Here is a 19,050-nt window from a genome sequence, read left to right on the forward strand (position 1 = left end):
CTTCCCCGCCAGGCAAAGTATTCGCCATAGCGCTCCTTTTCTACAGTATCGCTCATTAAACTCTGCCAGGCTGGAGTAGCAGCAGCGCCAAAGGAGGTATTAAGGGTTAATAGGATAATATAAAAAATTATCTTTTCTCCCGGAAGAATAGGCAGAAAGGAGATCAAGAGCCATAAGAATGCCTGCAAGAAGACCGCATTGGCGATAAATTTCACTCGCCTTTTTAGCCTTTCCACAATATCCGGGGAGGCAATCTGCGCCAAAGAACCAGCAAATTGGGGGAGGGAGGAAAGGAGGCCAATCTGGAAACTACTTGCCCCTAAAAATAAGGCAAATGGGACTAAATAATTTTGAGAGAATCCTAAGTTGAGGGAGGCGAAGAGACCATCAAGAAAGGAATTTTTTAGACTCTCTTTTCTCTCTTTTTCCTCAATTATTTCCTGGGACACAGATTTTTCTAAGATGGTTAATTAAAACTACCTTACTTTTCTTTCCCGAACGTAAGATATAGACGCCAGTGGCTAACCGGCTCCCTTTAACCTTTCGCCCGAGGGCATCAAAGATTTCCCACTCTCTCCCCACCCCCATTTCCTTTGTCTGGGTCTTCTTTAACTCTTCAATCCCTGGTGGATAGATTAAGAAATCATTGCGGGCACGGGGCCAGATTTGAAAATTGTTTCCCACCTGGCTGATATTACCAGTAAGTAGAAAATTGGTCTCGGGTATTTCCATTCCGGAAAGGTCGGTGCGGCTGTCAATCCAAACGAGGATTGATTCTCCTTCATTAAAATCGTAAGCCCAATATCCCTGATTTGGGGCGAAGAAACCCCTGACCTTAAAATGGAGGGTATCAATTTTTACCAGAACCCCTTCATAAGATTCTCCCACTTGGTTTATCCGGAGGGTGGGCGGCGAAAGGGAAAGACCCTGCCGCAAAATTAGAAGAGAAGAACTGGAATCCGGGATTACCCGAATCGTCGTCAATTTATTAACCTCCCTCACCCGACCAGAAATCTTCACACTATCGCCAACCGAAACGGAATAAGGAGAGTTAACAAATATCCCCCGAAAGAGAGAAAATTCTAAGTCTTCCATAAAGAAATCACTTCCGAAGACACCGGAGACAATGCCGGTAGTTACTACCCATTTATTGGTATCCGGAGAGATGCCGGAGGTATCGGTAGTAAATTGAATCTCATAAATCCTTCTCGGATAAGAGAGGGTTAAGACCCTATCTGGTGATTGGGTAAAAAGTCCTGCCCGATTATAGGCTTTCAGATAATAGAAATAACGAGCGCCACTATCCCCAGGAGGCAGAGAATAGAAGAAAAGGGAATCCCGAAACCGAAAAGAGTCTTTTAGTTTGGGATAAAAAGATATGCCATCCGAAGAGAGGTATAAGGTATCAAAGATATAATTTAGGGAGTCATAATCGGTCCAGATTTTCGCCCTAATATTTAAGGTCTCACCCGGTAGAGGAAAGAGCGGTTGGGAGATATTAGTGATTACTGGTGGTGGGATTGAATATTGTTGAATCAGATAGAGGAGACCACCAGCAGTTGCCAATATCTCATCATTATAAGAGCGATGGCGATTGGCTTCCCCGACAAAGATACCATAGAATGCCCGAGTAGTGCCAACCGAAAAGATGACCGAACTCTGCCAATCATTTCCCCTACCGTACACCATCCGGCAGTGATTGTCGGTTGTCGGTTCGGTGATTGCCAGAACCTCTCTTCCCAAAGAACCATCGTAAAAATCCCCGACCGTTAGGTCGGAATAGCGGAAATTTTCTATTCCCGGTCGGAATATCACCCGAGAATTCCAGCCGTAGTCATAAAAGACCTCAATTAGAGAACCTAAACTTTGGGGGGATCGGGTATTGGAAATACAAATCTCTTCCCCGGAGGAAGAGGCATCAAAATCGCCACTTACCAATTCTGCCAATTCCATACTGGAATTGTCAAATATGGTTAAAGTATCCCAGAAATTTCCTCGCCAATAAACCCTCTTTACCTTGCCGTTGGGTAATGTGATACCAATCTCCTTACCAAAAGATGTTGGGTCAAAATCGCCAATCGTTACCCCTTTTATCGCTCCGGTATTGCGCAAAATCGTTATCGTATCCCAACCAGAAACCCGGTACCGAATTAACCTCAAATTACTCTGACAACCTAAAATAATCTCTTCTCTGCCGTCATTATCCGCATCTCCAATTACTAAGTCGTAGATTGCCTCATTAAAATTAGCAATTTCTTCCCTCTGCCAACCGTTTGCCCAATAAAACCTCTGAACAGTAGAAGGTGACCTTCTCTGTCCTAAAATTAAATCATTTTTACCATCACCGTCTAAATCGCCACTCCCCATTGCCAAATACCCGCCACCAATCCTACCCAAGTTTTCAATTCGGAATTTTGGGGGATAGAAAGATGCGGTGTCGGTTAAAAGATAGACAAAACCGGTATCCTGGTCGCAGAGAAAGATTCTCGTGGTCTCATCTAAAATCCCTTTTAGTTGCCGGAAGGTACTCACCTTCCCTAAACGATAAAGGGGCGAAGAGAAGAGGCAAAGGGTATCCCAATTTCCTTGGGAAAAGGTAAAAAGAAAAGGGAAGAGATAAAATATTCTCCTCATCAGAGAAGAAAATCCAAGCGCACCTTCTTCACATTCGGTAAATTCTTTAAGGAAGAGAGTAATTTTAAGGAAGGTTCAACCGTTATTGACTTCAACCGGCGCAATTGATTTCTCATTTCCTCAGAACGATAAGCCAAAAAGACCTCCTTCTCCCCGGGATACTGCTCTAAAACCTTTTTTATTTCTAATAAATCACCTTCCTCCATTTTTTCCAACTCCAAAACGATCCGAGCCACCCACTTGGGATAATCGCTGATCGGAATTATCTCTTCCGCCCGCACAATAATTTCTCCGGTTTCCTTCTGCCGCGGTCTCCCCTTCACCAGAACCACACTGTCCACCTTCAATCCCCGCTTCATTTCTTCGGATGAAGAGTCAAAAAGAATCACATCACAAAAACCAGTGGTATCTTCCATTTGTCCAATCCAATACCGCTCTCCCCGGCGATTGGTCTTTGCCCTTTTCCCATTTAATAATCCGGCAAAGATACAATCCTGGTCGCAAAAATCCGTGAGAGAAGAGATATTGGGCAGATTGAAAAATTCTTTCTCCGGCATCATTCCTAAGGGGTGATTGGTGAGATAAAATCCCAACGCCTCCTTTTCCCAATGGAGGATATCCCCCGAATGGTATCTTTTTCCCTTCTTTTTCTCCTCTCCTTGCGGCGTATCAAATAAAGAGAACTGCTTTGATTCTCTCTCCCATTTCTCCGACTGGGCTTTTGCCAACTCCTCATCCAAAATCTCTAAAAGAGTAGCCCGGTCCGGATTTATGGTATCCAATGCCCCCGCCTTAATTAAATACTCATAACTCTTCCGATTGCCGAACTGCTTTGTTCTTTTAATTAAATCAAATAAAGAGGTGAACTCTTTCTCCTTACGTGCCGAAACGATGCTCTCCACCAACGGCTTGCCGATATTTTTTATCGCTCCCAAACCGAAACGAATCGCCTCTCCTTCCAGGGTAAATTCGTAGAAACTCCGATTGATATCCGGGGGCAAAAAATTAATCCCCATCTCCCTAATCTCCCTCACCCATTGAGCAATCTTCTCATTATTGCCAATCTCATTTGTCAAGAAGACACTCAAAAACTCTTTGGGATAATTCGCCAAGAGATAGGCGGTCTCGTAGGAGATGGTTGCGTAACCAACCGAATGGGACTTGTTGAAGGCATAACCGGAGAAAGGAAGAATGGCAGCAAATAACTCTTTTGCCTGCTCTCTTTTAATCCCTTTCGCCTCCGCCCCATTAATAAAATCCTTCTCCATAGAACGCATCAGAGTGGGAATCTTCTTTCCCATCGCCTGCCGCAAGATATCTGCCTGGGCAAGAGAAAAGCCCGCGAAGACACTGGCAATCTTCATCACCTGCTCCTGATAGACAATCATCCCATAAGTCTCCTTTAAGACATCCTCTAAGAGGGGATGGAAATAGGTAATTTCCTTTTTTCCGTTCTTCCTCTGAATGAAGTCGTCAATGTTTCCCTGGGAAAGCGGTCCCGGGCGGTATAAAGAAATGACGGCGACTAAATCTTCAAATTTCTCGGGCCGAACCTTCTTTAAGGTCTCTCGCATCCCATAAGATTCCAATTGGAAGACACCGGTGGTCTTGCCGGAACTTAGAAGGGAATAGGTCTTCTTATCGTCAAAGGGGATTTTATCAATCTCCACTTTTATCCCCCGCTCCGCCAATTTCGCTACTGTCTCTTCAATCACGGTTAAGGTCTTAAGTCCCAAGATGTCCATCTTGACAATTCCCAAATCAGCCAGGGCATTCATATCGTATTGGGTAGAACGTTCATCATCCGTTGTCTTATAAACCGGTATCATCTCCCAGAGGGGCCAGGGGGTGATGACGATCCCGGAGGCGTGAATGGAGGCATGGCGGGAGAGACCTTCCAACTTCAAGGCGATCTCCTTTAACCTTTGATATTCTTCATTAATTGCAAATCGTCTCGCCAATTCCTTATTCTCTTCGATCGCCTTCGCCAAAGGGGTATTGAAGGGAATCATCTTACATATCAGATCCACCTCGGAAAGGGGAATGGAAAGAACCCGACCCACATCGCGCACCACCGCTCGGGATTGTAAGGTACCGAAAGTAATAATTTTGCTCACCCGGTCTTCCCCGTATTTCTTTTGGATATAAGAGATCACTTCGTCCCTTCTCTTGTCGCCGAAGTCAATATCAATGTCCGGCAGAGAAACCCGCTCCGGATTTAAGAAGCGCTCAAAAAGCAAATCGTACTTTAATGGGTCGCAGTCGGTAATCCCTAAGGCATAGAGGCAAAGGCTACCTACCGCCGAACCCCTCCCCGGACCAACCGGAATCTTCTCCTTTCTGGCAAAATCAACAATATCTTTAATAATTAAAAAATAACTAGCGAAGCCCATCTTCTTAATCACCGAAAGTTCGTAGCGCAGCCGTTCTTCTTGGGCGGGCGTGGGCTTTCTATACCTCCGCTTTAATCCTTCCTCCGCCAGTTGAACCAGATAATCCCAATCCGATTGGTACCCCGGTGGTACTTCTGCTAGGGGGAGATAGAATTTCCTCTCCCCAACCGGCAATTTCAAATTACACCTTTCGGCAATCTCCAAGGAGGTGGTAAGGGCCGATGGTAAATCCGAGAAAAGGGATGCCATCTCCATTGGTGATTTGAAATAGACCTCCTCGGAGGTGAAACTGAACCGCTTCTTCTCCTTCAATTTCTTATTCGTCTGGATACAGAGCATCACCTCGTGTGCTAACTTATCATCTTTATTTAGATAATGGCAGTCGCCGGTAGCGCAGATTTTTAAGCCGAATTTCTCTTTGAGAGACAAAAGCCCCCTAATCACTTTATCCTCATTCTCTACCCCGGCTTTGATCACTTCTAAGAAGAAGTTCTCCCCAAAGATATCCTTTAATTCCTGTGCCGCTCTTTCTGCCTTTTTCTCTTCGCCTTTCGCTAAATAATAAGGGATTTCTCCTTTGAGGCAACCAGAGAGACAAATTAAACCTTTACTGTATTCGGCTAGGAGTTCTTTATCAATTCGGGGTCGGTAGTAAAAGCCTTCCAGGTAACCGAAGGAGACCAGTTTTACTAAATTCTTATAACCGGAAAAATCCTGGCAGAGTAAGGTGAGATGAAAGTTTGATTCTGGGATTTCCGGATTGACCTTCTTCTCCTTCCGAGAATTTGGGGCGCAATAGACTTCACAACCGATGATTGGTTTAATCCCTTCGTTGAGACAAGTTTTATAAAACTCAATCGCTCCGAAAAGATTCCCGTGATCGGTGATGGCTAAGGCGGGAAGACCAAATTCCTTTGCCTTTTGGACCAGAGCGGAAATTTTAATCGCCCCATCCAAAAGACTGTATTCCGTATGGTTGTGGAGATGGACGAAGTTGCTCACGAAGAATTATAAAAGAGAGGGGGAAAAAGTCAACTATTTTTGGTCTTTAAGATTATCTCCCTATTTCACCACCACTATCTTCCTCTTTTCTTCTCTTCCTTCCTCAAGAAAATAGATTCCTGGTTTTAAAGCAGGCTTCCCCTTTCCCTGATAGATGACCTCACCGAGAATATTATAAATTCTCCTTTCCAAAACAGAAGGAGAGGGTATACCTTTCTTTTGGGATTTTTCTCTTTCTTCTCTTTTTGCTACTAAGGGGGAAGAGATTCCTTCGCCATCATAACGCCAGATTTCTAATGTATTGTTACCCTTCAAAAGGTAGATTTTGTTGGCAAAGACCGCCAAACCCGCACCTCCACCAACACCTTTATTACTCATCCCTTTCGGCACCAACTCTAAGGGATACCAAAGAGAGCTGTCTGGGTCGTATTTCCAAAAATCCTGGGTATTGCCACCTTTCACACAATAAATCTTTCCCAAAAAGCAGACCAAACTTGCGCCATCTTTTACCTTCTTTTTCTTATTGGTCAAAGGGTTGAAGAGAGGTAAACTCTCTTTACTGGTCCACTGATTGGCAGTTGGGTCAAAAGTATAGAAGTAGTTCTTTTTTCCTAAAAGAAGATAAATCTTTGCCCCATCGGTTGTCATCCGACTACCGTCAACAACAGGTGTTGGTGCATTTGGCAAAATCTCCCAGCGGGAGGAAGAGAAGTTATAGCGATAGAACTCATTGGTCTTTGAACCCTTTAGAAGATAGAGATAACCGGGTAAATAGGCAATACCGGTGCCCCCTTTCAATCCTTTATCACCGGGAATTTCAATTAAAGACCATTCGCCACTGCCAATTGCGTAGCACCATAACTCTTTGGTTCCGGCTCCCTTAGCGATATAAAGATTACCATCACCATAGGTAATCCCCGAACCCTTCTTCACCTTCTTTCCACTCGTCCCGGACGGAATAGTATCAAGAAATCTAATTTCACCACTCGCTGGATTATAGAAATACAAACTTCTCGTATTATTTCCTTTCAGGATGTAGAGTGCCTCAGGACTGGCGGTCATCCCACCACCACTCTTCACCCTTTTCATATCTGGTTCGGGTGGCACACTCACCATCGGCATCCAGGTTGGTGGTTGGCTGCCCGGACCACCTAAATAGACCTTAAAGATGCCGGCAAAGGAGTTATTCTCCGGATTTTGGTCTCCGGATAGTTCGCAGTTGATATAATTGAGATACATTCCGGTATCCGGAAGGGTTAGGGGTGGGAATTCTACATCTGCGGAATCTAAGGGCGGGATTGGCTCAACCGTAACCCTTTGGGAATAAATGGTATTATCTCCTTTCTTTATCACAAAGAGACAGGTGAAGGATACCTCAGGAAAGCCGAGATTTCTTAATCTCACCTTCGGGAAGAATAGGGAATCAGCCCGGATACTATCTTTAGGCACAAGTCGACGTCCAAAGGCAACATCAAGCACCCGGATGAGAAGGTTATCTCTCTGCCCATCGTTTGAATTATCCTGGTCGCCAATTAGTTCCGTAGAACAAGAGACTGTATGATAACCCCTAACTGAGAGGGTAACCGGGTTAAAGTCAACATCTCGCTCTTCATTCGGACCGAGGTTATCAACCGATTGGACATCGGTATAAAACGAACCAATAGAAAAGCGGACCGGAAAGGAAAACGGTAAGGTGCCAAAATTCTTCACTTTTGCTCTGGGGATAACGGAAAATCCGGAATCAGAAATACCGATTGGTCCAATGATCTGAACAACTCCCACATCACCAACCCCAACTCTAATCCTTTTAGTTAAGGTGTCATTCTCCGGTCTTAAATCGTTCGCCAATTTGGTACTGCATTTGGCAATTAAGGTTCCCCTTTCTAAGACAAGCCAATTGGGAAAAGAGATATCCCTTATCTCATTGGGCGCAAGACTAACATCAACCGATTCCTTATAGAGACTGCCGATGGTCATCTTAGCATTGAAGTTAGCGTTCACTGTGCCAAAGTTTCTCAGTCGAACCTGGGGGGTAATATTATCCCCGTAATTGACCGAATCCGGCGGCGAGAGAATCTCTAAGATACCAACATCCCTCACCCGTATTGTTAGGGTGCATCTCTTAAAGTTATTCTTATCATACTGATCTAAATCGTATTTGGTGGAACAGGTGAGGACATAACTTCCCCGGGGCCAGTTTGCGGTAAATTGGTTAAGAGAGAGACGCTGTTTGGTATTTGGGGGTAGATTGGTAACCAATGTGCTCTCATTATAATATATCATCCCGCCGGTAAGAGATGAGATATAAGCCCAAACCCAGAAGGAGCGAGCGGTATCAAGACCGGTATTGTAAACACTGCAAGCCGGGGTATAGGAACTCCCGGAATCAATGGTTCTTGGTGGGGAAGGGATAGAGAATAATTCAATATCCCTTGGGAAATACTTACCTTTTTTGAAGTAGACTGTATCCTTTTCCGTCCAAACCAAACGGAGGAGGGTATCGGCAAAGCAATAGATATAAGGATTTATGGAGCGGGTAGGGGTATTAGTTAACCTTTCAGTTGGACTCCAAGTTTGCCCATTATTAGGTGTAAAGCGATAGACAAGTTCGTAATTCCCATAGTTAGTAGAATCACAGTAGATAATATGAGATAGATAGCCACCAACGGTAACGGTTGCCCATCTCCCAGTCCCGGGAGAATAAAGGTTTTGCCAACTTGTTCCACTATTGGTTGAGGCGCGGAAGTAAATTGTGCCGTAGGTACTGGCGAGTGACCAGACAACACCAACCAAACCTTTACGGCAGTCAATGGAAGGAAAGGCTTCATAAAAAACTGTTCCCAGACGAACGGTATCGCTCCAAGTTTGACCACCATCGGTTGACCGGCGATAGAAAATTCCCCACTTACTACTTAAAAAATAAACCAGATGAACGGTATCCCGCCAGACCGAGATTGCTGGATACTGCCCATTCCCTAAATTGGTGGGTGAAACGGGCCAGTTGCTACCATTATCGGTGGAGCGAGAGAAATAGAGATGATTATCCGGAGTGGCAAAGGAATGAGCAACAAGGTAGACATTATTTTCCCAACAGCCAATGGCACTACTTGTTGGGGTGCCAGAAGGTGGAGTGAAGTTATAGTAACTCCAATTTTGGCCATTATTCGTTGACCGGCGAAAGGTTATTACATTACCATTGGGATAAGAGATATAAACATAATTGCCCCAGGCGGTAATTGAAGGATAGGAGTTGGCAGAAGCGGACCAAGAGGTAGGTGAAATCCAGGTTGAACCACCATTAGTAGAACGGGAATAATAGACATAATGGGTGGGAAGTTCTGCCTGCCAATCGGAATAGACACAATGCAAGGTATCCGGACCCCTTGTCGCTAAGGAGCGACACATCGGATAGGTAGAGAATTTATTTCCGCCATCAATTTTAATGTTTCCAATTTCCCATAAGGTGACTCCTAAAGAAAAGGAGAAGAAAAGGAAAATGCCAAGAAGAGTTATCTTTTTTTTCTTACTCAAAACTTTCTCCACCATAAAATCCTCCCTCTTTTTAACTTGCTCTCTCTTCGAAAATTAAGGAAATTGTCAAATTTTCTCTTTCCATTAATCTCTCAGTTATTTCTGATAGACCACCTTCTTATATAAGTGTTTTCCATTTTTCTCTTTGATATAAAGGAAGTAAGTGCCTTCGGATAGACCCTTCATTTGCAGGTTGATTTGGTTTTTCCCTTTATAGATAATCGGAAAGACCTTCCGGCCTAAGGCATCATAGACGGAAATCTCCAGAGGTTCGTGCTCCTTGGTATAAAAGAGGTTAATAAGTCCCTGATTGGGATTGGGATAAATCAAAAGGGAAGAAATACTATTTCCTTTTCCAGTGCTCGCTTGATAATCAAAGGTTAAGGGAGCAAGATACTTTCCTGTTGTCTCAATCGGTAGATACATCCAGAATTCTAAGGTTTTATTTCCCTTAAAGGCATAGATTCTAAAATCGGTAAAGGTCAAAGCACCACCACTCTTTACCCTCTTGCCTGTTACCGGGATCGGGTCTCGTTCCTGCCATTTCTCAAGGGATAGGCTATAAGACCAGAACTCATCGGTATTCCCTCCCTTAAAGGCATATAGCCGATTGACATTTGGAGCGTAGCAGAGAGATGCACCGTCCTTCAACTTTTTCTTTCTTGCTTGAACCCCGCCCCGCATCAAAGGTAAGGTGCAACCAGTTACCCAAGTATCCGAGAGGATATAGTAGATATAGAACTCGTTATATTTTGACCCGCCTTTTAGAGCATAAATCTTTTCGCCATCGGTGGCAATGCAACTCCCTTTCTTCCATTTTTTAATTAAAGGACCAGGCGGGGCATCCTTCCTTATTAACCAGGTATCAAGAGGGATATAATAGGCAAAAAATGCGTAACTATTTGTCCCTTTCAACAAGAAGACAAATTCCGAATCACCTTTTGTCGCATAACAGATTCCCGCACCATCCTTAACCCCGGGTTTGGGAATTGGTGGCACAGGTTTTAATGGATGCCAGGTATCACCGTCCGGAAAATAAGCCCAAAACTCATCGGTCTTATTTCCTTTTAAGGCAAAGACCCGGTCTTTGCCATTAGAACATAAGGCACCACCGTTCTTCACTCCTTTCCTTTTTTCCCCGGAATAAGGGATGGAACAAGCGGCTTCCCAATAATTCTCAAAGATATTATACCGATAAAACTCACAAGTGCCATTTCCCTTCAAGGCATAGACGAAGGTATCCGGAAGATAGGTAAGAGCCGCTCCATAACTTACTCCTTTCTTTTTTGGACCGAGAGGGAGTTCGGCTCGGCGCAACCAGCCACCAACTAAAATGGTAAAGTATTTGGTTAGGGTATCATTTTCCGGATTGCCATCTTCTGGGCAGTATAAAGAACAACGGGCAAAGAAACGGCCAATTTTGGTTGGCATCCACCGGGCAAAGGTAATCTCCCGCACACTATCCGGAGGTAAAGTGCATAATGTCGAATCACGATAAAATTCCTGTCTGGCGGTATCAAAGATTGTGAAGTGGGCGGTAAAGGTAGCGGAATTAACCCCTAAGTTGTAGACTAAGGCATTAGGGGTTATCGTATCAAAATTATTTGTCACTCTTGGGGAAATTATCCGGTCAACTCCCACATCATAAGGGAATTGGATAATATGAAGGGATTCCTCTTTCAGGTTATTCTCCAACCTTTCGTCATTAGCCAGATAGGTATAGGCGATAACCTTATATTCACCGGCTCTTAGGGTTGTATCACCAAAGACATATTCCCGGGAAGAGTCCGGAAGGAGTTGCAAGGTTACTGAACGTTTAAGAATTGTATCCAAACCACTCGTGATGCGGAAATAGGCGTTAAAGGTTTCGGTATTTGCCCCATAATTTTTATAAACTGCCATCAAGGGAAATCTTCTCGGATACTGAGTTCCTCTTGGTGAGATTATCTCTTCGGTTCCGACATCATGGGTATATTTCACCACATAGGTTGAATCCCTTAAAGTATCGTTAGAATAGAAGGTATCACCCAAAAGGGCGGTCCAAGAGAGGAAATTATAAACCCCTAAGGATTCCGGGGACCAATTGGGAAAATTGGCAATCGCAATTCCACCTCTTTCTAACTTATTAATCCAAGAAGATTCCTGATAAACCAAATTCCCTTTATAAAAGATCTTTAACCAGACCCAGAGACTTTCCTCGGTATTTCCATAGTTGACAACCTGAACCTGCGGGGTAATCACTGTATCCGGTCTAATGGAATCACCTGGGGCAACCAATCGGAATGGACCAACATCCCGACAGATTCTCTTTGTGCCTATTACCCGGACTGAATCAATAAACCAACCATCAAAATTGGGATTGGCATTATCCGCTACCAAAATATAAAACCGAATTCGGACATCCGGAAGATTGAGATAATTATTTAGCGAGAGAACGGTTGCTTCCCAGCCGGATTGGCCTTGGTAAGGAGGTCCAAGGGAATTCCAAGTTTGACCACCATCGGTAGAAACCTCAGCATATCCCCAGCCTCTTCCACTCTGCATATTTCTCATCTGATAAAAGTAGAGATTAGCCGATAAGAGGTCAGCAAAATTCATTCCAAAAGACATTGCGGCATAACTGTATGAATTTCTGGTCCAGGGACGATGCGGACTATCCGCTAAGGAGCCATAACTATTATTATAGCCATTTGCGGTATCTATCCCCCACCAAGGATAGGCATTAGAAGTACCGTAGGTTATCCATCTTGAGCCCAGGGTATCCCGGTCAAAGTTATCAAAAAATAAGACCGTATCCTTCTGGGCGAAAATAATGCTAAAAAAAAGAAGAAAAAATATGACCTTTTTCATAACATCCTCCCATTATTTTATCATCTCTCCTTCCCAAAATGCCCCAGCACCAGAAAAACGAATTTCCGTAAAGGATAGAAATCAATTTTTCTTTGGCTTTGCCAAAAATTAAAAACCCAAATCCCATATCTACTCCAACTTAGTATTATATAACTTTTTCCATTTTTGTCAATAGGCCCATTCATTCGGCTATAAGATGAGATTTTAGAGAACCCCTCTCTTAAAGAATAAGTTATTGAAAAACCAAAGGCTTAGAATTGAGGGGGAAATTTAGTGTCAGAAATTAGGGGGTATTTCCGTTTTATTATATTTATTTATTATATATATAGGGATATGAAGAAGTCAAAAGAAATGATTAAGGAGCTTGCCTTTTGGGGTGTTATAAATAAAGAGGGCCAACTAAGTGATTGGGTTCTAATCCCAGCCCTTATAAGAGATTATGGAGGCATTATCGGGTAAGTGAGCCACTAACTAAAAAATGGAATTAAATCATAAGGGTTTTATTAAACAGGAGGGGTTTATCTTTATAAAAAGGGGTATACCATACAGGGGATGGTATCGGGTATCCAATAGAAAGGATAACATAATGTCTAATATAAGGCACAATTCCGGATTTAATAGGGAAGGTAATAAAAGATTTAACGGAGAATTTAATAAATAACCTAATAGAAGATAGAACCGAAGGTATAGGCAAAAGCCTCATCCGGAGTCTAATAGAGGATGTAATAAATGGCCTAATCCCGAGTTTAATGAAGGGTTTAATCCAAAGCGTGATCATCGGATGCTTGACAGAGCACACTTTATATATATACTTAGATGTGAATATATGAATATAAGAGAAGCGGCCCGCTGTTTTAAGGTCTTAGGAGAAGAGACCCGATTGCGCATTCTTTGGATTCTGAAAAAAGCCGAAAGGGAATTATGCGTCTGTGAGATTATGACAATCCTAAAAAAGAGTCAGCCCCACATCTCCCGCCATCTCCGGGAATTGAAAATCTGTGGTCTGGTAAAGGAGAGAAAAGAAGGGAGATGGGTCTTTTATTCCTTAAACTCAAAAGTTAATCAATTTTATCATTCCCTTCTGGAAACCATCTCTTTCTTAGGGAGGAGAAATTTCTTGCCGGAGGAGAAAAGGCTAAAAAAAATTTTATCTTTAAGGGAAAAAGACGCGGCACGGAAGAAGAGATGAGAAAGAAGGTTTTATTTCTCTGCACTCATAACTCGGCTCGCAGTCAAATGGCGGAAGGAATCTTAAACCATCTCTTCGGTGATCGTTTTCGGGCCTTCAGTGCCGGAATTGAGCCTTCCTCTCTTCATCCCCTGGCGATAAAGGTAATGAGCGAAGTGGGTATTGACATTTCCCAGCAGCGCGCCAAATCAATAAAGGAATTCCAAGGAGAAGAGTTTGATTTTGTTATCACCGTCTGCGATAAGGCAAAAGAGACCTGCCCTTTCTTTCCCAAGGCAAAGGAATATAAACACTGGAATTTCCCAGACCCCAGTGCGGAAGAAGGGACCGAAGAAGAGAGATTGAAGGTATTTAGAGAAATCCGGGAGCGGATAAGAGAAAAAATAGAAGAAGAATTTATTAAGGAGGAAAACGATGGTTAAAGAGTTAATTTTTGCCGGGCTTTTTGCCTTAAAGGATTATATCGCCACTCATACCTTAACCTGTTTAGTTCCGGCATTCTTACTCGCCGGGGCAATGGTTACCTTTATCAACCGCCAAGCAATTTTAGAATATTTGGGGGAGAAGGCAAATAAGGTAAAATCTTTTTCCTTAGCCAGTAGCGCCAGTTTCTTTTTAGCCGCCTGCTCCTGCACGGTCATTCCGGTGGCAAGTGGCTTGTATTATGCCGGAGCCGGGGTGGGGGTTGCCTTTATTATCCTCTGGGTAGCACCCGCTTCTAACATCTTAGCCCTAATTTATACTGGTAGTATCCTCGGTAGTGGAATGGTCATCTCCCGAATCGTCTCTGCCTTAGTTATGGCTTTTCTTGTCGGTTTGGTGATGAGCCTTGCCTTTGGCAAAGAGAGGAGGGAAATGGCTATCCCGCAAACCTCAGAGAAAAAAAGAATCATCGCGGGAAAAGATTTAATCCTCATCATTTTAATCCTCCTTTCCCTTCTCTTACCGAACTATCTGGTGCAAAAAGGTCCTTACCTTTATAAGATTTTAGTTTGGGTAATCTGCACCATAATCGCTGTCCTCTATGCCGTAAAAGTGGAGACAAAGGAAAGAATTGGGGAATGGTTAAGGGAAACCTTTTGGTTTGTGAAGATTATCTTCCCGCTTCTTCTGGTTGGGGTCTTTATCGTTGGGGTGATTGGCAAAATCTTACCCGAAGATTGGATAAGAAATTGGCTCGGCGGCAAAGGGATCCTCCCTTCCTTTCTGGCAACGATGATTGGGGCGGTAAGTTATTTTGCCACGATGACTGAGGCACCTTTTGTCCATACCTTAATGAAATTAGGGATGGGAAAAGGACCCGCTTTGGCTTTACTTCTCACTGGACCGGGTTTGAGTTTACCCAACTGGCTAGCGATCGCTCGGGTCTTCGGCATAAAGAAGGCGTTGGTCTATGTGCCAACAATTGTCATCTTGGGAACTCTGGTGGGTTGGTTTTTTGGCAACTTCATCTTTTGAGGAGGAAGGATGTTGGGGTTAAAAGAGATTTTGTCATTAAAAGGTCATCCTGTGGGAGTAAAATTTTGCCGGACCGCCGAAGAATTAAACAGGGGAAAGATACCCACCGAAAAGATAACCTTTTGTCAAATGGTCAAAATCTCCTCTCAGGGCGGCTATTTTTTCTCTTGTCCTAAGGAACAAATGGGCTGCCTGACCGCCCAGTTCATTTTTGGATTCCGGGCGGTTGAGGAGGTAGATATTGAACACCATCAGAAACAATTTGGTATTAACCGCGAAACCGCAGAGAGGTTAATAGCGATTAAGCCAAAGTTAAGAATTGGAGAGATAAAAGGGATTTTGGTCGCTCCCTTGGGGGAATTTGAACCAGAATTGGTGATTTTAATTCTTGATAGCGCTCAGGCTCTACCGATGCTGGAAGTTGTCGCGGCGGTAACCGGTAAGGACTTCTCCTTTCGCAATGGTATCAGTTCCGCCTTATGCTCTTATGGAGCAGTGGTCTCTTACCAAACCCAAGAACCAAATCTTTCTATCCCCTGTTTTGGTGCCAAAAGATTTGGGTTATTTCAAGATTCCGAACTGGTTTTTACCCTTCCTTGGACACTGGTGGAAAAAATCCTTCCGACCTTAGAAAAATGGAGAGCAACAAACCAGATCCATCTCCCGATTGTTCAGGCTTATCGCTCACCAACGAATCCTTTTGGGGGGAAGGAAAAATGATGAAAAACTTTGGGAAATGGGTCGTTTTGCTTCTCTTAATCGCTACCGTCGCCATCGTTCTTTTAGTTAAACGGGGGAAGAAAGAAGTGGCAGAAAAACCGATGGGAGAGGTCCAAAAACCGGAGACCATAAATTTGAAAATGGAAAAAGAAGAAAAAGAGGAACCGCTCAAAGAGCCAACTAAAAAAGAAGAGGCTAAAATGGAAAAAGATGTCTTAGCCCTGGTTGGCAATGGCAAAATTACGAAGGAATACTTAGAGGAAAAATATCAGTCTCTTCCCGATGAGTATAAAGATATGTATAAAAATGACAAGGAAGGATTTTTAGAACAGTTAATCATCAGGGAACTCCTTTTTCAAGAGGCAGCCCGGAGAGGCCTCACTAAAAATTTGGAAGATGTTTCCGAAGAGGAGAGGAAAAAAGATATGGCAATTGAACTCTTAATTCGGGAGCTCACCGAGAAGATTGAAATACCCGAGAAGGAGTTAGAGGATTTTTATAATGCCCACCAGAGTGAAATGGGAAAAAGTTATTCTGAGGTGAAGGAAGAGATAAGAAGTTATCTGAAGGAGCAGAAACAAGGAGAAGTGATTACTCAATACATTGATAACCTAAAAGAGAAGGTGAAAGTTATAAGAAATGAAGAGTGGATTAAAGAACAGAGAAGATTAAAACCACCCAACCCTCTGGATAAGGCATTAAAAAGTGGTAAACCAACGGTCTTAGACCTTGGTGCCGGCTACTGTGTGCCCTGTAAGATGATGAAACCAATCTTTGAAGAATTGGAAAGGGAATATGAGGGAAAAGCAAATATCATCTTGTTAGAAATCTCTGAATATCGCGATTTAGCCAATAGATACCGGGTAAGGGTAATTCCCACCCAGATATTCTTTGACAAAAACGGCAATCAATACTGGCGCCACGAGGGGTTTCTGGCCAAAGAAGAGATTGTAAAAAAACTGAAAGAATTAGGGGTGGAATAGTGAAAGGTATCTTCGTTTGGCTATCCGGTGCCATCCAATCAACACCGGTTTTTGCCTATTTCGCCTCTTTCCTTTGGGGTCTTTTAAGTATTCTATTAAGCCCTTGCCATTTAGCGAGCATCCCTTTAATTGTTGGCTTCATCAGTGGCCAGGAGAAACTTTCTACCCGAAGGGCATTCTTTTTATCCTTGCTCTTTGCCTTAGGCATTCTAATTACCATCAGCACGATTGGCCTAATCACAGGAATGATAGGCAGGGTCTTAGGTGATATCGGACCTTATGGCAACTATCTGGTAGCAATAATCTTCTTTTTGGTCGGACTCTATCTTTTAGAGATTATCCCTCTCCCCTTTTTTCAAAACATCAATCACCCGAACTTTAAGAAAAAAGGATTATTGGCTAGTCTGATTTTAGGCCTTACCTTTGGTCTTGCCTTAGGACCTTGCACCTTCGCTTATATGGCACCGATGTTAGCCATCACCCTAAGTATCACTACCACTAAATTTCTTTATGGGCTTTCCCTTTTAATTACTTACGGAATTGGCCACTGCTCAATCATTATTCTGGCTGGGACATTTACCGAGGTGATTCAGCATTACTTAAATTGGGATGCCCAGTCAAAAGGGAGTGCCCTCATTAAAAAAATATGTGGAATTTTAGTTATTTTGGGCGGTATCTATCTAATTTGGACCGCCTGAGTTAGGGAGGTGCTTTATGAAGATCCAGATTGCGGGACCTGGTTGCCCGAGATGTCAGGCAACCGAGAAGAATCTGAAAGACGCCTGTGCGGAATTGGGTATCGCCGCTGATATCTCCCATCTCTATGATATCAAGGAGTTCGCCAAGTTGGGTGTCTTAATGACCCCAGCGGTGATTATTGACGGCAAGGTCGTAATCTCGGGGAAGGTGCCAACCGTAGAAGAGATAAAGAAAATTCTTTCGGAATTAAAGAAGGAAGATTAGGGCGACACCAAGAAAAGAGATAATTGTTCCCAAAATTGCCGAAAGGCTAATCCTCTCCTTAAAAATCCAACGGGAGAGGGGAATTAAGATGACTGGTGGTAGAGCCATTAGGGTAGAAGCGATGCCAATTTTTGTCCTTTGAATTGCGATTAGGGAAAGACCAACCCCTAAAAATGGACCGAAGATTGCCCCACCAAGAAGGGGTAGAAAGATATTTCTATTTTGCAGTTTTTTAAAGGTTTTTCCCAAATTGCGCCAAAAGAGAGGGAAAAGCCAAAGGGTAGTAGTGCCAACTAAGACTCGGATGAGATTTCCCGAAATCGGAGAAAGGTTATTGCCCAAACCTTTTTTGGAGGCGAAAAGCCCTAACGCCTGACAGAAGGCAGCGCCCAGAGCGGAGATAATCCCAAACCGGTAATTGGTTGGTCTTCCGCCGTTTCTCTTCCCAATTGCCCAGGTGATGCCGAAAAGGGTGATAAGAATCGCCAAAATCTTTGCCTGACTCAGAGTTTCATTGAGAAAAATTCGGGCGAGGATTGAACCGAACACCGGAACCAGAGACATCACAAGCATCGTTAACCGAGGACCGAGAAGCACAAACGCCCGAAATAAAAGGGTATCGCCAATCGTAAAACCAATAAGACCCGAGAGACCGAGCCAGAACCAACTAAAACTACTTGCTAAAGGAGATAAACGACCAAAGATAAGGTAATGGGTAATAATTATAAAAGAAAAGGCAATTGTTAACCGCAACCGATTGACCATAAAGGCACCAATCTGCCGAGAAGCGAAAGTAAAGAAAATAGAACCAAAGGACCAAGAAAAAGCGGTGCCTAAAGCGGCAATCTCACCGAGATGGGAAAGCAACTGCCATTATATAATTAAAAAGATAAATATCAATAGATTTTAAGTTTGCTCTCTTTTCTAAAAACAGCTAAGAAATGATCCAATCCCTTTCCTAATACTAATTTTGGGTATCTCCCAAAACTTCAAAAGAAAGACAGTCTCTCTGATTAACTGAATTTTGTACTTGGTTAAGACATCGTTACCAGCCATAAGGTGGCAATAATCAGGAGAATAATAATCTAAAATAATAACCGGAAAATTAGCAAAATTCTCATTTAAATGAGTTAATCCTAAAGATTTGAGTTTTTCTAAAGGAGTTAAATTATTCATACCATAGCCAAAATGTGGTCTTTCGGTATTATAATATATCTGCCATTTTTGTGCTTCTTTTAGAAAATGGGAGCAATTTTTAAAAGTGGGTATCAAAGGAATATAAAACTCTTCATCGTCGGTTTTGTGTGACCTTTCTACTCTACCTTGA

14 protein-coding genes are annotated in these 19,050 nt (G+C 43.1%); 7 read left to right on the top strand and 7 right to left on the bottom strand.

Translation table 11 applies throughout. From position 1 onward, the window contains the following. The 5 genes from ABIL00_06685 to ABIL00_06705 form a co-directional block, all read right to left on the bottom strand. On the bottom strand, positions 1-449 hold a 449-nt coding region (locus ABIL00_06685; protein MEO0110442.1), incomplete at its 3' end, for an MFS transporter. Next, positions 430-2,634 carry an FG-GAP-like repeat-containing protein gene (locus ABIL00_06690; GenBank protein MEO0110443.1) on the bottom strand — a complete coding sequence of 735 codons (2,205 nt, stop codon included), beginning with the start codon at positions 2,632-2,634 and terminating at the stop codon, positions 430-432. The genes ABIL00_06685 and ABIL00_06690, both read right to left, overlap by 20 nt. Next, positions 2,634-6,029, bottom strand: coding sequence for a DNA polymerase III subunit alpha (gene dnaE, locus ABIL00_06695; protein MEO0110444.1), 3,396 nt, complete (start codon positions 6,027-6,029; stop codon positions 2,634-2,636). The genes ABIL00_06690 and dnaE overlap by 1 nt, the downstream gene beginning before the upstream one ends. 60 nt (positions 6,030-6,089) lie before the next feature. Then, positions 6,090-9,575 (bottom strand): hypothetical protein, encoded by a 3,486-nt coding sequence (locus ABIL00_06700; GenBank protein MEO0110445.1) that lies wholly within the window; start codon positions 9,573-9,575, stop codon positions 6,090-6,092. 81 nt (positions 9,576-9,656) lie between these two features. Beyond that, on the bottom strand, positions 9,657-12,410 hold the full coding sequence (locus tag ABIL00_06705; GenBank protein MEO0110446.1) for a T9SS type A sorting domain-containing protein: 2,754 nt from the start codon (positions 12,408-12,410) through the stop codon (positions 9,657-9,659). 826 nt (positions 12,411-13,236) lie between these two features. On the opposite strand from ABIL00_06705, the gene ABIL00_06710 reads away from it, so the two are divergent. Genes ABIL00_06710 through ABIL00_06740 form a run of 7 tightly spaced genes read left to right on the top strand, consistent with a single transcriptional unit; the run spans position 13,237 to position 17,723 of the window. Continuing rightward, complete coding sequence (locus ABIL00_06710) at positions 13,237-13,599, top strand: metalloregulator ArsR/SmtB family transcription factor (protein MEO0110447.1); 363 nt, start codon at positions 13,237-13,239, stop codon at positions 13,597-13,599. Beyond that, the gene (locus ABIL00_06715; GenBank protein ID MEO0110448.1) at positions 13,596-14,021 is read left to right on the top strand and encodes an arsenate reductase ArsC; all 426 of its coding nucleotides are present in this window, start codon (positions 13,596-13,598) and stop codon (positions 14,019-14,021) included. Before ABIL00_06710 ends, ABIL00_06715 begins: the two co-directional genes overlap by 4 nt. Continuing rightward, positions 14,014-15,057, top strand: coding sequence for a permease (locus ABIL00_06720; protein MEO0110449.1), 1,044 nt, complete (start codon positions 14,014-14,016; stop codon positions 15,055-15,057). Before ABIL00_06715 ends, ABIL00_06720 begins: the two co-directional genes overlap by 8 nt. Positions 15,058-15,066: 9 nt before the next feature. Next, positions 15,067-15,777 (top strand): DUF169 domain-containing protein, encoded by a 711-nt coding sequence (locus ABIL00_06725; protein ID MEO0110450.1) that lies wholly within the window; start codon positions 15,067-15,069, stop codon positions 15,775-15,777. Continuing rightward, positions 15,774-16,760 carry a thioredoxin domain-containing protein gene (locus ABIL00_06730; GenBank protein ID MEO0110451.1) on the top strand — a complete coding sequence of 329 codons (987 nt, stop codon included), beginning with the start codon at positions 15,774-15,776 and terminating at the stop codon, positions 16,758-16,760. The genes ABIL00_06725 and ABIL00_06730 overlap by 4 nt, the downstream gene beginning before the upstream one ends. Beyond that, positions 16,760-17,458: a cytochrome c biogenesis protein CcdA gene (locus ABIL00_06735; protein ID MEO0110452.1), complete on the top strand. Its 699-nt coding sequence runs from the start codon at positions 16,760-16,762 to the stop codon at positions 17,456-17,458. Before ABIL00_06730 ends, ABIL00_06735 begins: the two co-directional genes overlap by 1 nt. A 16-nt stretch (positions 17,459-17,474) precedes the next feature. Then, complete coding sequence (locus ABIL00_06740) at positions 17,475-17,723, top strand: thioredoxin family protein (protein MEO0110453.1); 249 nt, start codon at positions 17,475-17,477, stop codon at positions 17,721-17,723. Here the strand turns inward: ABIL00_06740 and ABIL00_06745 are convergent. Both ABIL00_06745 and ABIL00_06750 read right to left on the bottom strand, forming a co-directional pair. After that, positions 17,706-18,590, bottom strand: coding sequence for a DMT family transporter (locus tag ABIL00_06745; GenBank protein MEO0110454.1), 885 nt, complete (start codon positions 18,588-18,590; stop codon positions 17,706-17,708). The genes ABIL00_06740 and ABIL00_06745 overlap by 18 nt on opposite strands. A 57-nt stretch (positions 18,591-18,647) precedes the next feature. Further along, positions 18,648-19,050: integrase core domain-containing protein (locus tag ABIL00_06750; protein ID MEO0110455.1), on the bottom strand; the 403-nt coding region annotated here is incomplete at its 5' end.

The sequence above is a fragment of the candidate division WOR-3 bacterium genome, from assembly GCA_039801905.1.
Taxonomy (GTDB): Bacteria; Hydrothermota; Tepidihabitantia; order Tepidihabitantales; family JBDRVQ01; genus JBDRVQ01.

Excerpts from the sequence above, each read along its gene's own strand:
- ABIL00_06690 (MEO0110443.1), bottom strand. The coding sequence starts at position 2,634 with ATGAGGAGAATATTTTATCTCTTCCCTTTTCTTTTTACCTTTTCCCAA.
- ABIL00_06700 (MEO0110445.1), bottom strand. The coding sequence starts at position 9,575 with ATGGTGGAGAAAGTTTTGAGTAAGAAAAAAAAGATAACTCTTCTTGGC.
- ABIL00_06705 (MEO0110446.1), bottom strand. The coding sequence starts at position 12,410 with ATGAAAAAGGTCATATTTTTTCTTCTTTTTTTTAGCATTATTTTCGCC.
- ABIL00_06710 (MEO0110447.1), top strand. The coding sequence starts at position 13,237 with ATGAATATAAGAGAAGCGGCCCGCTGTTTTAAGGTCTTAGGAGAAGAG.
- ABIL00_06715 (MEO0110448.1), top strand. The coding sequence starts at position 13,596 with ATGAGAAAGAAGGTTTTATTTCTCTGCACTCATAACTCGGCTCGCAGT.
- ABIL00_06720 (MEO0110449.1), top strand. The coding sequence starts at position 14,014 with ATGGTTAAAGAGTTAATTTTTGCCGGGCTTTTTGCCTTAAAGGATTAT.
- ABIL00_06725 (MEO0110450.1), top strand. The coding sequence starts at position 15,067 with ATGTTGGGGTTAAAAGAGATTTTGTCATTAAAAGGTCATCCTGTGGGA.
- ABIL00_06730 (MEO0110451.1), top strand. The coding sequence starts at position 15,774 with ATGATGAAAAACTTTGGGAAATGGGTCGTTTTGCTTCTCTTAATCGCT.
- ABIL00_06740 (MEO0110453.1), top strand. The coding sequence starts at position 17,475 with ATGAAGATCCAGATTGCGGGACCTGGTTGCCCGAGATGTCAGGCAACC.